Annotated in this window: 11 protein-coding genes; 2 read left to right on the top strand and 9 right to left on the bottom strand. The window is 61.1% G+C overall.

Going from position 1 to position 14,704, the window contains the following annotated elements:
• Positions 1–5: 5 nt before the first annotated feature.
• A complete protein-coding gene (locus M1E05_RS10640; RefSeq protein WP_458113950.1) occupies positions 6–1,025 on the bottom strand; it encodes a hypothetical protein in 1,020 nt (339 codons plus the stop codon).
• Between the two features lie 110 nt (positions 1,026–1,135).
• Here M1E05_RS10640 and M1E05_RS10635 point away from each other — a divergent pair, with 110 nt between their 5' ends.
• A complete protein-coding gene (locus tag M1E05_RS10635) occupies positions 1,136–1,555 on the top strand; it encodes a nuclear transport factor 2 family protein (RefSeq protein WP_458113949.1) in 420 nt (139 codons plus the stop codon).
• 22 nt (positions 1,556–1,577) lie between these two features.
• On the opposite strand, the gene M1E05_RS10630 is transcribed toward M1E05_RS10635, so the two are convergent.
• The 6 genes from M1E05_RS10630 to M1E05_RS10605 form a co-directional block, all read right to left on the bottom strand.
• On the bottom strand, positions 1,578–2,711 hold the full coding sequence (locus tag M1E05_RS10630; protein WP_458113948.1) for an FAD-dependent oxidoreductase: 1,134 nt from the start codon (positions 2,709–2,711) through the stop codon (positions 1,578–1,580).
• On the bottom strand, positions 2,704–3,420 hold the full coding sequence (locus M1E05_RS10625; RefSeq protein WP_461162897.1) for a class I SAM-dependent methyltransferase: 717 nt from the start codon (positions 3,418–3,420) through the stop codon (positions 2,704–2,706). Before M1E05_RS10625 ends, M1E05_RS10630 begins: the two co-directional genes overlap by 8 nt.
• Before the next feature lie 7 nt (positions 3,421–3,427).
• Positions 3,428–4,663 carry a type III polyketide synthase gene (locus tag M1E05_RS10620; protein ID WP_461162896.1) on the bottom strand — a complete coding sequence of 412 codons (1,236 nt, stop codon included), beginning with the start codon at positions 4,661–4,663 and terminating at the stop codon, positions 3,428–3,430.
• A 101-nt stretch (positions 4,664–4,764) separates the two neighbouring features.
• Positions 4,765–10,053, bottom strand: coding sequence for a family 43 glycosylhydrolase (locus tag M1E05_RS10615; RefSeq protein WP_461162895.1), 5,289 nt, complete (start codon positions 10,051–10,053; stop codon positions 4,765–4,767).
• A gap of 205 nt (positions 10,054–10,258) precedes the next feature.
• Positions 10,259–11,239 carry an ABC transporter substrate-binding protein gene (locus tag M1E05_RS10610; protein WP_458112923.1) on the bottom strand — a complete coding sequence of 327 codons (981 nt, stop codon included), beginning with the start codon at positions 11,237–11,239 and terminating at the stop codon, positions 10,259–10,261.
• Positions 11,240–11,449: 210 nt separating this feature from the next.
• On the bottom strand, positions 11,450–11,725 hold the full coding sequence (locus M1E05_RS10605) for a YegP family protein (RefSeq protein WP_461162894.1): 276 nt from the start codon (positions 11,723–11,725) through the stop codon (positions 11,450–11,452).
• Positions 11,726–12,138: 413 nt separating this feature from the next.
• Here M1E05_RS10605 and M1E05_RS10600 point away from each other — a divergent pair, with 413 nt between their 5' ends.
• Positions 12,139–12,888 (top strand): SDR family NAD(P)-dependent oxidoreductase, encoded by a 750-nt coding sequence (locus M1E05_RS10600; protein WP_458113943.1) that lies wholly within the window; start codon positions 12,139–12,141, stop codon positions 12,886–12,888.
• Between the two features lie 117 nt (positions 12,889–13,005).
• Here the strand turns inward: M1E05_RS10600 and M1E05_RS10595 are convergent, their stop codons facing one another.
• Both M1E05_RS10595 and M1E05_RS10590 read right to left on the bottom strand, forming a co-directional pair.
• The gene (locus M1E05_RS10595; RefSeq protein ID WP_461162893.1) at positions 13,006–13,557 is read right to left on the bottom strand and encodes a hypothetical protein; all 552 of its coding nucleotides are present in this window, start codon (positions 13,555–13,557) and stop codon (positions 13,006–13,008) included.
• Positions 13,554–14,651 carry an AAA family ATPase gene (locus tag M1E05_RS10590; RefSeq protein ID WP_461162892.1) on the bottom strand — a complete coding sequence of 366 codons (1,098 nt, stop codon included), beginning with the start codon at positions 14,649–14,651 and terminating at the stop codon, positions 13,554–13,556. The genes M1E05_RS10595 and M1E05_RS10590 overlap by 4 nt, the downstream gene beginning before the upstream one ends.
• Positions 14,652–14,704: the final 53 nt, after the last annotated feature.

Below are 14,704 nucleotides of genomic sequence, written 5' to 3'. Positions count from 1 at the left end.
GCGGCTTAGCCCTGCTGCGGTCCGCAGGTAGAGGTGACGAAATCGTGAATGCGTCCCCGAAGCTCGGCACCAGCGTCAACTTTAAAGACTCCCTGCTGCCCAGCCACTGTGATCCGCAGCGGGAACAACGTGCCCACTTTGTCTTCTGCCACCGCATGCGGATCGCACCGGGCTGGACGGATAACCAGCCGGAGCTCGGAGGACGGTCCCCCCTCCCGCACCTCCACATCTCGCGGCCAGGGCTGGGAAGGTTCTTCGGCGATGAGCGGTGTCCCGTCGATCTTCTCGATGGTCAGGATCCTCTGATGGCTGGGCGGCTCACCAGCGCGCTGTGTGCTCCCGCTGTCGGCTTGGGGCGAGGGCTTGGGGAGTATGCGGATACGGACGACGGCGGTGCCGCCTTTGTCAGCAGCGTCCAGTTCCGGTACAGGCCGGAACTCTGCAATGGCCTCCGCCGCCTTGCTGACGCATTTTTCCATATTGTTCCGGGTCAGGACTCCATGGGGATCCACAGGTTCAAGTGTCGCTTGCCCGGGCACCGCCGGCCGCGTGGTGATCCGAAGCGTTGGTTTGTCACTTGGAACGTTTGTCGGGTCTCCCGTCAGTTCACCGCCGCGTGTGCAGGTCGCCTCAGGAAGCTGCGCGGGAAGGCTTTTGGTCTGCCGTGGCGGAAGTTCGATGCCGCCGGCGTCGGGATTCCAGGTGATGGCAGCGCTGAAAAGACCACTGTGAAGGGAGGCGTCCAGTACAGTCACGGGTTCAGGGGTGTTGTTGGTGAGCTGTATTTCGATGATTTGCTTGGAGTAGTTGTCCCTGAACTGGTTGATTTGTGCGCTTATGGCCGGCAGCCCGCTGATTGCAGCGGACGATGCAGATCCGGAGGAAGACTCAGAGACGGAATTTGGACCGCCTTCAGGCCCGGGACCAGGGCTGCAGGACGCCAGGGTCACGAGCATCGTCAAGGCGACGGTTGAAGCAGGGGCGGACTTGAACCGCCGTCGTGAGGTCAGCGGTGCGCCACTCATCCCTGAAGTCTAGGCCGTTGGACGACGCCCCGTCACTGGCCTGCAGTGCTGCCGGTTCAGCCGGATAGGGAAGATGGCTGGGTGATGCGCGATTCCGCTAGGGTCGTTTCATGACAGATAAGGACCCCTTGGTTTTAGACCCCTTGACGTGCGTGCTCGGCTTTATCCGGACGCTTGAAGGAGGAGGCGGCGCAGACGACATCAGGCCTTTCCTTGCTGACGGGTTTGTCCTCGTCGAAGCGCCGCACGTGCTGGCGCCAAAGGGTTCGACCAAGACCCTGGAGGACGTCCTGTCAGGAGCAGAGAACAGCGGGGAAGTGGTAACGGGCCAGCGCTTCGAGGTGAACCGAACTACCTGCGAAGGCGGCCGCGTGGTCATCGAAGCGGACTGGTCAGCGACCCTCCGAATGGACCTTCCGTACTGGGACTCCGGCGAAATCATCAGGGCGAGGACCACCTCGGTTTTCGAGGTAAGTGGCGGCCGGATCCTCAGTCAGGACAGCTACGACTGCTACTTCACCGGCAGCTGAACCCCATGCGCAGGCCCGCTATTCAGTGCATGGTAAAGCGCCGCGCCACCCAAGCGTTGACTGCTGGAATTCCTGCGACATCGCCCAGCACCCGGTTGCGCACGGCCAGCAGGAGCGGGGACACCGGGCGGCCCAGAGCCATATTGATCTCGGCCTGACGCATTGCCTTAGCCGACGCGCGCAAGCGTGAGCTTTCGTAAGCACGCAGCTCACCTGCCACGGGTTGCCCTTTTATTGCCGCCACAATGATGGGCGCGAGCGCTGCAGCATCAAGCCATCCCAGGTTCATGCCCTGACCCCCGATGGGACTGACCTCATGGGCGGCATCTCCGATCAAGGCTGTTCTGCCATGGATCAGCCGCACGGCTCGTCGTGACCGAACGCCGAATGGGCTGAGCATGCTGTTGGTTTCGGGATCTATGGGTATTCCCGTTCTTTCGTACACCAGATCAGCTAACATTGCAGGCTCTGCTTGTGGCGGCAGGCCAGGCATCCTGACTACCCAACGGCGGAGGGAGCCGGGCAGCGGGAACGATTCGACGATCCCCTTCGCTGCAAGGAACAGCACGGCATCTGATCCGAAGTCAGTGGAGTCCAGGAAGTCCCCCATCAAGTAGGCGTCCGGATAGATCTTCAGCCGGGTTGGAATGCCCAGGAATTCCCGCATACTGGACCGGACGCCGTCGGCAGCGATGGCCAGCAGCGAGGTGTGCCTGGATGAGTCGGAAGCGGAGGCAACGTTCAGCGTGACGGTCCGTCCGTCGTCGTGCATTCCCGTGACAGTGCAGCCGCGCTGCAGCGCTGCCGGATCCAGTTCCCGGAGACGGTCCTCCAGTATCGCTTCCGTCTGTTCCTGGGGCAGGGAAAGGACAAACGGGAAGCGGCCCGAGAGCCCGTCAAAGGACATCCCGGCCACCGGCCTGGCGTTTCCGATCGCGACGCCGTGATGGATTTGGACTCCCGTGGCCACCAGTCTGGACGCGACGCCGATCCTGTCGAGGGCTTCCAGAGCGGGCGGGTGGATCCCGATGGCACGCGAAAATGGCGATCTGGACAATCGTTGCTCCAGCACCCGCACCGCCAAACCGTGACTTACCAACAGGGATGCAAGATACAGGCCCACAGGGCCACCGCCGACGATCAAAACGTCAATCAACGTTCAGTGCCTCGGGTAATTCAGGCTTCCTGTAATGCAGGACCGCTCTAAAGGGAAAACGCCGTTCGGCCATCCAATCCGGGGGAGTGAGGGCGTTGAGCTCGTGGGGTGTGTAGCTGCGCCGGATGGACGTGAGCCCATCCTGCCGGATGAACGAATGCCTCAAAGGCAATGCCGCCACGGAGAAGATGGCATGCGCCGCCACACTCCGGCGAAGGTCGTTGTGGATGACAGTTCCGCCGGACAACGACGCTGACTCCGCCAGGAACTGTTGGAGTTCGGCCGAGGGCACATGATGAAGGACGTGGTTGGAAATCACGATGTCGAACGTAAGCCCTTCGGACACAAGCTCGGAGGACAACGCCTGCCGGAAGGTAACGCCAGCTGTTGCGGGCCGTTCGGCAGCGAACCGGTAGGCGCGCTCATCGGGATCGATCCCCGTAACCAGCAACTGTTTGCCGTCCCGAGCAGCCCACTCCGCGAGCAACACCGGGATATCGCCCCCTCCACACCCAATGTCAAGAAGGGTGGTGGGGGCCGTTGCCGATAACCGGGGCAGCACCTCTGTCCGGTAAATCCTGCGCCAGCCCGAAACCAGTCTGTTAACCAGGGCGAATTGTGCGTAGGTGTTTTCCAGGCGGACCGGATCGCAATCGCTTGCATCCATTTCCTCGACGGCGTCAGCCGCCCGCTCCCGCAGAAAGGCCATGTCCGGCTCAGACAGGAAAGGTTTGGGCCAGTGCACCCAACGGCGTATCCATAGCCATTTCAGCCGACGCCGTTTCGGCTCCTGCAGCAACCCCGGCTGGAGCATCAGTGCATTGCGACGAAATCTTGGTGAAGAGAGCACTCTCCACCGTTAGGCCGGGGCCGAATGCCATGGAGCAAATTCTTTCGTCGCCCGGTTCGGCCGGAAGCTCCAGAATGTACTTGAGGACGAACAACACGGTGGCGCTGCTCATGTTTCCGTAGTTTCGCAACGTCTCGCGGGCAGGAATCAGTTGCTCATCGCTGAGCTGCAATCGGCTCTGCACCTTGTCCAGAATGCTGCGTCCGCCAGGGTGGATTCCCCAGTGCCTGATGTTCGTGTAGGGCTTGTCGCGAAGGGATTTCTCCCGGGATAGCAGCGGCTCCAGGGCGCCGATAATGTGATCGTCGATGATGTGGGGGACGTAGTTTCCCAGGACCATCTCGAAACCCTCATCGCCGATGTTCCAGGCCATGGATTCCTCGCCGACGGGCGTTAGAACGGTCTCAAAGTGATCCAGTTGGAGCAACGGTTCGGCGTCTGGGATGTCCCGTGCCGTGACAACCGCGCCCGCCGCGCCGTCGGCGAACAGCGCTGACCCCATGATCGTGTCCGGGTCATTGGACGTCCGGACATGAAGCGAGCACAGCTCGGCGCAGACCACCAGTACCACGGCCTCCGGATCCGCTTCACAGAAGGACTTTGCTGCCCGGAGTGCTGGAAATGCTGCATAGCATCCCATAAAACCGAGGTGGTACCGCTGGACCGAGGGATTCAGGCCGAGGGCCCGGACGATCTTATAGTCCGGGCCAGGATTGAAGAATCCCGTACAGGAAACCGTCACGAGGTGGGTGATGTCCTCCGGTCCGATCCCGGCACAGGCAGCCACGGCAGCATCTGCGGCCTCGATAAACAATTTGGTAGCTTCCCGCCCGAAGATGTCATTCCGGACCTTGGTGCTGGGCCTGAGCAGGAGACCGGTGCGTGGATCGAAGAACTGGGGGTTGTCGGAGCGGATTTCCATCGTCAGTTCGTCAACGGCTGTGTAACGGGTGTCTATGGCCGCCGAGTCGAAACAGGTATTGACCAGCCTCGAGCCGAGCCTGGTGAGCCCCGGCTGGGCTGCAAAAACCTCCCGTGCTTCGGACTGGATAAGGATGGTCGGCGGGACTGCAGTTTCCAGGGACCTCAGGTAGACCGTCATGGGTTCATTGTTAGTGAGAGACGGTGGATAAAACAATGCGAGGAGGCGGCCATTCATCCGGAAAGATGAATGGCCGCCTCTCACTTGGCGCGTGTTAATCTCTAGTGCGTGATGGTCGCTGCCCGGAAATTGTCCAGGATGCTGCCGGACGCCTGCGAGGTCAGGATGCCGGCCTTGCCCGCCTTACCGGCAAAGAACTGCACGTCGGCTGCCCGAAGCTGAACAGCAGCAACAACATCTCCATTCTTGTAGATGGTGACAGTGCCGTCCACGTAGCTGGCGGTGAGGACGTCACCTGCAGCGAACGGGGCCAGAACGCCGGCGTAGGAGTACCACGGCTTTTCTGCACCCAGGGTGGACACGCGCACCGATTTTGTGGGTGCGTCGTACACCACTGAGACTGCGCCCGAGAGGAACGGCTTCCCGGACTGGGCCTTGAGCAGCACACCCTGAACCGACTTCGGTGCGATCGACTTCAGCGTCAGGGACGCCGTCTGGTCTGCACCGAACGTGTCGGCGTAGAGCAGGGCGCCACCAAGGAGCGGACTGAGGGCTTTGTCCTTGATGACGTAGGACTGGCGTCCGTCCTCACCGCTCCAGGAACGGCCCACAGCTCCATTTGCCCGGTCAAAAGTGTCCAGCACGGGGGCGTTGACCGTAAAGGAACGAACGACTTCGGGGGCCGCGAGGAACCGTTGGTTCCCTTCCTGCTTGGCAGTGATGGTGCAGGTTCCGGCTCCTGTCAAGTGAACCGAGTTGCTTTGCAACGTGCAGGAACCTGCAGCAGAGAGCGTCACAGGGAGACCGGAAGTGGACGTTGCACTGACTGCGAAGTCAGCGTCCCCGAGCGTCATGGTTGCAATCGATCCAAAGGAGATCGACTGCGAAGCCGGCGCCGGGACGTCCACGATTCCCTGGGTGGAGTTGCCTGCTTTATCGATTGCCCTGAACTCAACAGTTGCCGCTGTCCGTCCTGCGGGAAGGGGACCGGAGTAGGGTACCCACTCGGCGGCGCCCACACGGTAGTCAAGGGCAGCAACGCCCGAGTAGGAATCTTCGGCGGTGAGGGTGAGCGTCCGATCGTCGTCGAGGGTGGCAGCCGTTTGCGGTGCTGTCCTGTCGATCTTCAGCGCGATGGATGCTTCCACGGACACGTTCCCGGCTGCATCTGTCGCCCTTGCCTTGACAGTGTGGGCGCCGTCGGATGCCACCTCAAAGGAGTGGGTGTACGGAACCCAGGCACCGTCGTCGACCGATACTTCAACGCTGGGAGCCGTTGCAGAGTTATCACTGGCGGTGACATTCACCATGACAGGACCCAAGTACCAGCCGTCAGCACCGTTCGGCGCTGCCGGCTCAGTGGCGGCCGTAACGGTCGGGGCAGACGTGTCGGCGAATCTTGGCTCCACACTCTCGAGCGTGGGAACAACCGGATTAATCGATCCGTCGGCGGCGAAGGTCAGCCGGTCAATGGTGGTTTCCCGGTGCATACCGTCGCCGCCTGGGATGGCGAAGCGGTGATACACGATGTACCACTCGTCCGTGCCCGGCACCTGGACGACCGAGTTGTGGCCGGTTCCAAGGATGCCGAGTTCAGGTTTCTTCTCGAGGATGACGCCCTTGGACGTCCAGGGACCGGTGATGCTGCTGGCGGTGGCGTATCCGACCCGGTAGTTCTCACTCCGGGTGTCGTCGATCGAATAGGTCAGGTAGTAGGTGCCGTTGCGCTTGTGCACAAAGGCGCCTTCCCTGAACTGGGTCAGGCCGCCGATGGTCTTGATGTTCGCGGGGTCATAGGAAACCATGTCCGGGTTGAGCGGAACATAACGCGCAGTACCGTTGCCCCAGAACAGGTAGGACACGCCGTCGTCATCGGTGAATACAGCAGGGTCGATCTGTTGGGCGCCGCCGAAGGCCGCCTTGTTTACCAGGGGCGCGCCGGAGTCAACAAAGGGGCCCGTTGGAGAATCAGCGACGGCGACGCCGATGTTCTGACCGGCGCTGAAGTACAGGTAGTACTTGCCGTTCTTCGTTGCAGCTGCCGGCGCCCAGGCATTTGCATGCGTCCAGCTGACGTTGGCGAGATCCAGCACCACGCCTTCGTCTGTCCAGTCCACGAGGTTCTTGGATGAGAAGACGGAGAACTTCGTGCTGCCCCAGGAGGCAATTCCATCGGTCGTGGGGTAAATGTAGTACGTATCTCCGTAGACCACGATGTTCGGATCAGCTGTATAGCCGGGCAAGACCGGGCTCTTCATTTCCAGCGCTGAGAAGGTCCAGTCCGCCGTCGAACCATCAGGCCCTGTCACCGTGTAGGTGACCGGCTTGCCGAGGTCCGCAGTCACTCCGGAAGCCGGGCTTGAGACAGCCCCGGGAAAGAGGCTGAAGGTGGGCGAGAGCTTGCTCAGATCCGTTCCCGGTTTGACGGGATAGGTAACCTTCCTGTTTGTGCTGTCGACGATGGGCGCCACCTTCAGAAGGCCGGCGTCAGTAAGCGAAACGTCTCCCAGACCGGTCTTGTCGCCCGAGATGTTCATTACTTCCTCCGCTGACAGCGCCCGGTTGTAGATGGCGAATTCGCGGAGGGAGCCGTTGAGGGTTTTGTCTGCTGTGTAGACGGACTTACCGAGGTAGTTCGACGTGGTGCTGCCCAGTCCGATGTCCGCGGGGTTCAGTGTGGCGTTCAGGTTCTCGCCAACCTTCTTACCGTCAAGGTACACGGTGGCGACAGTGCCCTTAAGTGTGTAGACCAGGTGCTTCCATGAATCACGGGGGAGGGCTGCTGTGCTGTTGGCAAGCTGTTCCGTAGTCCAGTTTCCGGAGGCGATACCGGTCTTGTACACCGAATTGCCCGTGGCGAACAGATACCCGTTACCCACCCCGGCGGCGTCGGTGTTGCCGAATCCGTAGATGAAGTAGGATCCGCTCTGGGAGGCGTTCACCAGGACGTCTGCTTCGACCGTCACGTCCTGGATACCGGAGAGGATGTTGTCGGGGACGTCGACGTAACCGCCGGCGCCGTCGAGCTTGAGCGTGCCGTCGGGCTGCCAGCTGCCGCCGGCGACGATCTTGCCGTTGAGGCCATTGCCCGAGGAGTCTGTGACGTCCGTTCCTGACGTCTGGTCAAAGGAGTAGCGGAGGATCTCTCCTTTTTCATTGGCGGGAACAGGTTTTGGTGTCTGGCGAAGGGCATCCAGCTCAGTTTGGGTTACCGGCAGAACGGTTCCGTGGCGGGGGCTGGCCGGCAGGTCATAGTTTGTGGACAGCTTCCAGCTGGGGGTTTCCAGGCTGGTGCTTTCGAGCGGGATGTAGCCGCGTCCTCCGAACTCGTCAAGGAAGAGGTAGAACTTCTCCTCTGTGTTGGACTTGAAGACGGTGGGGCCTTCGACCGCTGCCGTTCCGGCGTTCTTGCCGATGCAGGAGCTCTGCAGCGCCCAGTTCCTGGGGCTGGTGGTAGGAAGGTCGACGGCGAGCAGGTTGTTGGACTTTTCCTGCATGATGTCGACGCAGCCCGAAACACCCCCTTCATCCTTGGTGAAGCGGTAGAACGTGTCCTTGTCCCTGATGACCGTTGAATCAATCACTGAGGTGCCCGGGTCGTTCCAGACCTTGGCTTCAGAGAAGGTGCGGAAGTCGCGGGTTGTCGAATACATCATCTTGTTGACAACCCCGGCGGTATGTCCCGGGTCGGATTCTGCATAGATCTTCGACGCCCAGAACACAACGTAGGCGCCGATACCGGCGTCGTAGTAGGCCTCCGGAGCCCAGGTATTGCCGGCCGTGTCCGGGGAAACCTTCACATGCCTTTGTTCGGACCAGTTTTTGAGGTCGTATGATTCCCAGACCTCAAGGTATCGGCTGCCTTGGCGCTGGGAGGAGTCCCAGGAGGTTCCGCTGCCAATGGAAAGGTCTGTGGCGATCATGTAGAACTTGTCGCCTTCGGGGGAGCGGATCACAAAGGGATCGCGAAGGCCTTTGGTGCCCATGGTGGAGGTGAGGATCGGCTTGCCGCCATTGGTCTCATCCCAGTGGAGGGCGTCGTTGCCGCGGCTGGCGGCCATGAAAATGTTCTCTCCAGCCAGGCTGTTCCCCGTGAAGTAGGCAAACGCGTATCCGGCATAGGGTGCGACAGTTGGCTTGGCCTTTACATGCGCTGTAAATTCTTTCGACCCCGTCGCTGTTCCGACCTTGAGGTTGGCTGTCAGGACGACGTCGGTATCCACTAGCGGGCGGTTAACGATACCTGTGGTGTCAATGATCGAACTTGCCGACTGCCACGTTACCGTTGCCTGTCCGCTGGTTGCCGGGAGAGTGACATTGCCGCGGACGTCGTCGAGGGCGGGAAGGGACAACGCAGTGATGGCGGCTGCCAGCTTTTCTTCATCTGACTCAGCGGGGACCACGGTAGCTGTGAATGTCTTGGTTCCGGAGGCGTCGCCGCGGGTGATCGTTGCCGTCACGGTCACAGTTGCCGGACCCTGCGCCGCGTTGGGCCGCGTCACCGCTCCCGTGTTGGAAATGATTGCAGGGTCGCTTGATGACCACGTCAGGGTGGAACCATTGACGCCGTTGGCCGGCAGGGACAGGTTGCCTGTCACGGCCGAGAGGTCCCCGAGAGTCAAGGCTGTGACATCCCGTTCAACCCGGAGTGCGTCGCTTGGTGCGATCGCTGCTGCGACCTCGCTTGGAGTGAGAGCGGCATTATAGATCCGGAAATTCCGGACTGACCCGGACAGGAATTTGTCGGCTGTGTATACCGAACGGCCGAGGTAGTTCGCCGTCGTCAATCCGTTGCCGATGCTGCCTGGCGTGATGGTGATGCCGGTTTTCTGTCCCACCTGTACGCCGTCGAGGAACAGTGTGGCTGTTCCATTGGCCAGCGTGTAGGTGATTGTCTTCCAGACGCCGCGCGCCAAGGGCTGGTTTTGGGAAAGTGTCTGCTCCGTGGACCAGTTGCCCGAGGCGATAGAGGTGCGGTAGCTGTCACCAGTGGTGAACAGGTAGCCGTTGCCGGCGTTCGACGTCGTATTGCCGAGGCCGTAGATGAAGTACGGAGTTGCTTGGGTTGGTGCCATCAGAACCTCGGTGCTGACGGTAATGGCGGACAGTCCCTGCATGATGTTGTCAGGAAGGCGGACATAGTCGTTGACGCCATCCAGCTTCAGTCCTTCGCTTCCCTTCCACGTGCCGCCATTGACGACCGCGCCGTTCCGCCCCTTTCCGGAGCTGTCCACAGCCACGCTCCCGGTGCTTTCATCCAGGTTGTACTGCAGGACGAGCCTGGGGTCCGGAGTGGTCTCGGCCAGCGCCGGGACCAGCGGGGTCAGGACAAGCGCCGAGGCTATGGCCCCCGCGGCTGCCGTTCTGGTGAGCAAACGTAAGGGTCGCATCGTTGCGCCTACTTTCCGTGCCCCTGATTGAACGGGGCATTCTTGTGGGTAATTTCGTTGCAGGGGGACGGCAGCCGTGATTGGCCTGTTGTTGTCCGGCTTGCCAGGGGTGTGGTGAAGTCCGTGCGGTGGAATGCGTGCTGTTGATCGGCGCGGCGGCAGTGTCATGTACTGCCGCCGCACGGACGATCAGGTGAGCGGGGGCTCAGTACTGACGGGTAGGCAGGGCCTTGATGGCCTGTTCCTGGGTGAAGGTGGTTTCTTCGGTGACGACGCGCTCGGGGACTGTTTCGCCGGCGAGGACCTTCTTGGCGAGGTCCATGAGCTGGGTGCCCAGCAGGGGGCTGCACTCGACGATGTAGTTGATCTTGCCCTGGCTCAGGGCGGTCATGCCGTCCTTGACGGCGTCGATGGTGATGATCTTGATGTCCTTGCCCGGGACCTTGCCGGCGGCTTCGATGGCTTCGATGGCGCCGAGGCCTTCGTCGTCGTTGTGGGCGAAGACGACGTCGATGTCGGGGTTGTTCTTCAGGAACGCCTCCATGACCTGCTTGCCGCCGCTGCGGGTGAAGTCACCGCTCTGGGAGGCGATGATCTTCAGCTTCGGGTCCGCCTTGATGGCCTCTTCGAAGCCTTCCTTGCGGTCGTTTGCCGGCGCGGAACCGGTGGTGCCCTGGATTTCGACGATGTTCACGGTGTCTGTGGCCGCCTTGGACTCAGCAACGAGCCACTCGCCGGCCTTCTTGCCTTCGAGGACGAAGTCCGAGCCCAGGAAGGTCTTGTACAGGGACTTGTCGGCCGAGTCCACGGCGCGGTCCGTGAGGATCACGGGGATCTTCGCGTCCTTGGCTTCCTTCAGGACGGTGTCCCAGCCGGATTCAACCACGGGGGAGAAGGCGATAACGTCGACCTTCTGCTGGATGTAGGAGCGGATCGCCTTGATCTGGTTTTCCTGCTTCTGCTGGGCGTCGGAGAACTTCAGGTCGATGCCGGCTTCCTTGGCGGATTCCTGAACGGACTTGGTGTTGGCGCTGCGCCAGCCGCTTTCCGCGCCGACCTGGGCGAAGCCCATCACGATCTTCTTCTCAGCGCCTCCGGTGCTCGAAGCGGCCTGGCCGCCACCTCCGCAGGCAGTAAGGGCAATAGCTGACGCGGCCAAAACGGCTACTAGAGATTTCTTAAACACAACATCCTCCCGGAAGCGTTAGTTACATGCAGGCGGGAGACCCCAACACCACCGTTGCTGCAAACTGAAGCAGGTTCGCTCTGGCGATAAGTGTGAACGCTAACAAACCCGTCCGTCAAGTAAGTTAGATCACATTTCGGTGACGTGAAATGTCGGGGGAGTGCTGTGGGATGGGGAGCGGAGTTGCGCCTTGGCCGATGTCAGACGGGCTTAGACTGTGCGGGCCGAGCGGAAGCTGTAGGAGCGTCGAACCACCGGACGTCGCGCTGAGGGGCGCTGTTTCTGAGATGGTTCCGGGGTGGGCTTTGGGCAGAGATCCTGGATCAGGCCGGTTCCGGCGCATTCACGTACATCTTTGATTGCCGCGGCAGCGTGACGTTTGTCAGCGAACTTCTCGGAGACGGCGAGCACAACTCCGTTGGGGGCAACCAGCCTGAACCGCACCTGCGATTCGGCATCCATGAATACCTCGAATGATCCTGCCATGAACTTGCTCCTTCCAGGCAACTCTGCCTTTGAATCTTGGTGGGCACATGCCTGGCCAACGTTCGGCGAGAAATGATTACTGATCTCGTCGAACCAACCGGTCGGTCCGTGTCCAGTGAAACGGCAGGCAGCCCCGCAACGATGTTTCCAGAACGGGGTGGAGTCCATAAGGGACAAAAGTCCCGGATTGTGTGAAAACAGGGTGTACTGAAGGATGTTTGCCCCAATCATCAGCCCCTTCCAAACTGGCATGCGTGGTATTCATGGGCCGGGAGTTGTCCGTTGCGCTGACGAAGAGGGTTAGTTCTCGTTGTGGTGGGGCGAGCTGGGCTGATGGCACTCTGGCGATCCATGACACCAGGCCTCACAGTAGGAACGGACGAGGTTTTCAACCAGATCGATAGGCGGGAGGAATGAGCGTGAACGGCGACCGTTGTGTGCTGGTTACAGGTGGAGCGCGAGGGATCGGCAGATCCATTGCGGAACATCTGTCGGGAGCGGGCTGGAACGTTGTGGCAACTTTTTACACAGGTCTTGACGAGGCCAGGGAACTCAGCCGCACTCATGGTGTTGAAGTGCGTCAGGTGGATCTGACCGACAGATCCGCGTCCCTACTGTTCGCTCGGCGGATTCGTGATGAATTTTCCTTTAATGCGCTGGTCAACAACGCGGGCATCCTGGTGAAGGAATCGATTGAGGAACTTGACTTCGAGGCATGGGACGAAACTTTTGAGGTGAACGTCACCGCTCCGCTCATCCTTGCCCGAGAAATAGGCCTCCATATGACAGCCGGGGGGAGCATCGTCAATATCGCCAGCATCGACGCGTTTATCGGATCCTTTCGCAGTATCGCCTATTCAGCCAGCAAAGCAGCCCTTCTCTCTGTCACTCAAAGCCTTGCCAATGTCCTTGGGCCCCGCGGCATACGTGTCAACGCAGTAGCTCCTGGATGGGTAGACTCCGGTATCCTTCCAGAGTCTTACGCGGCGGCAATCCTCACCCCACTTGGGCGCAACGGTAGCCCGGATGATGTTGCCAGTGTTGTCGCTTTTCTCCTAAGTCCAGAGGCATCCTTTATCACCGGCTCGTCCGTCGTGGTTGACGGAGGCTACTCAAAGGTGGACTACTTCATGAAGAAGGAAAATGATTCCCTGGCGAATTAGTCATGGAATAGGAGTTCTCGCAGCTGCTTCTACTTCTCGACCCTTAAACGCCGATAATCTACATTATGTAAAGTAATGGGTTTTCCTGGTTATGGCATGCGACTGTGCGCCACGCTGTCACCAACCGGCGACATCCAGGATGCGTTCCGCGACGCCCCGGGGTGTCAGGTCGTCGACGTCGATGACGACGTCGTCCAGTGCCGCGTCATCGAGTGCACGCGTGAGACTCTCGTAGCCGGCAAGAAAGCCCTCAAGCTCCCATGGCGCGTCGACCGCGTGCCGTCGACGCAGCCGTTCCTCCACCACTGCCCGGGACGTACGCAAGCGGACAAGCGGTGCCCTTTCAGCGTCCATGACACGCACACCGTGCGAGAGAGCGACGCGACATCCGTCCAGATGCTCCCGATCGGTGAACACGTGCGCAACGGCAATGCATTGAACACCGGCCGCCCAGTATGTTTTGCTCACCGCGGCGAGGTTCGCGCGAGCCGTACGGCCGCCCCAGGGATCGTCAGTCGGGCGCGGCCAGAAGAGCGCCAGCTCGTCGAGATCGACGAAAGCGTGGGAGACACTTCGCTCCCCCAGTACGGCACCAAGTGCCTGAAGCGCAGTTGACTTTCCGACCCCGGACGAGCCGTTGAGCAGCAATGCTCGCGAAGTATCGATCACAGATTTACACCGACTCCGCCGCATTGATTGATCTGCCTTGCTACGTCTTCCGCCGAAAGCTCGTCCGTATTGATAATCGTGGCACCGTTAGGCCGGAGTCCTACAGCTCGAGCCTCCGCGATCGAGGCGGCCACCGCCGCGCGGATGCCCAGGTCATCGAGTCCCAGGCGGTGATCGGCGGCAAGAGGTGGCCCGCCACCCGCAGCCCGGGCGCGATGACGTGATTCAATCACGTCATCGGAGGCATCGAGCCAGAACAGGTGTGCAGGCTTTGCAATAGCGGTGAGCGCGCGCGCCGTCAGCGGATCCGCGGTTATGAGCACGTGCCGAATCCCGCGACGGGCCATCACTGCCGCGAGGGCGGCCGAGTTGGCCGCGCGCAGTGACGCGGCCTCCGGGGCGCGGGGGTCCGCCCCCAGGATGCCGACCTGGTAGCTGTCGACGTACCCGGTACGTTCGCCTGACCACATGCGCTGCAGGAAGGCCAGGAACCCCGTTGTCGACAGCCCGACACCGCCAGCGCCTGTTATGAGAGTCACCGTGGGCTCCGTATCCATTACTGGTGGAACGGCCAGCGGCGTGTCGAGGCGCTCCGAGCGGGCTAGACGCTCGGAGCCCTCGAGCAAGGTCCCGGCGACCTGGGACGGCGACTGACAGGTCGTATCGACCGCCACATCCACCCAGGTCGCGTCGAAGCTGTGGGCATATTTGACCGAATCGGCGGCGAGTTCCACGTTCCATCTACGCTGCTCCACCCGGTCCACCACCGTCTCGTCGGAGGCGTGCAGATGAACGACGAGAACAGGCGGGCGTCCGCCGACAGGCAACAAGCGAGCGAGGTGAGCCGCATCGTCCACCATGCCCGCCACGATGAGGATCGTCGCTCCAGCACGTTGGAAGATCGGTCCGAGCACCGCGAGTCCGTCGGCGATGAATTCGTCCTCAGTCGCCTGGACGCCTGCCGCGTTCCTCAGTTGATCGGCATCCACGAACGCGGCAGGCACGTTCCGACGCTCAAGCGCTTGCTGAAGCTGCCAGCCTACGGTTGACTTGCCGACCCCAGACGTACCGACCAGCCAGACGATGGGAATCATGCGATAAACAGTATCGAGTCGAACGGGGGAAGCGCATGGCCTAGGGGATGACT

It is taken from the genome of Arthrobacter sp. R4-81 (genome assembly GCF_054792365.1).
Note: the sequence above shows the minus strand (reverse complement) of the source record. Positions and strands in the feature narration are given on the sequence as shown.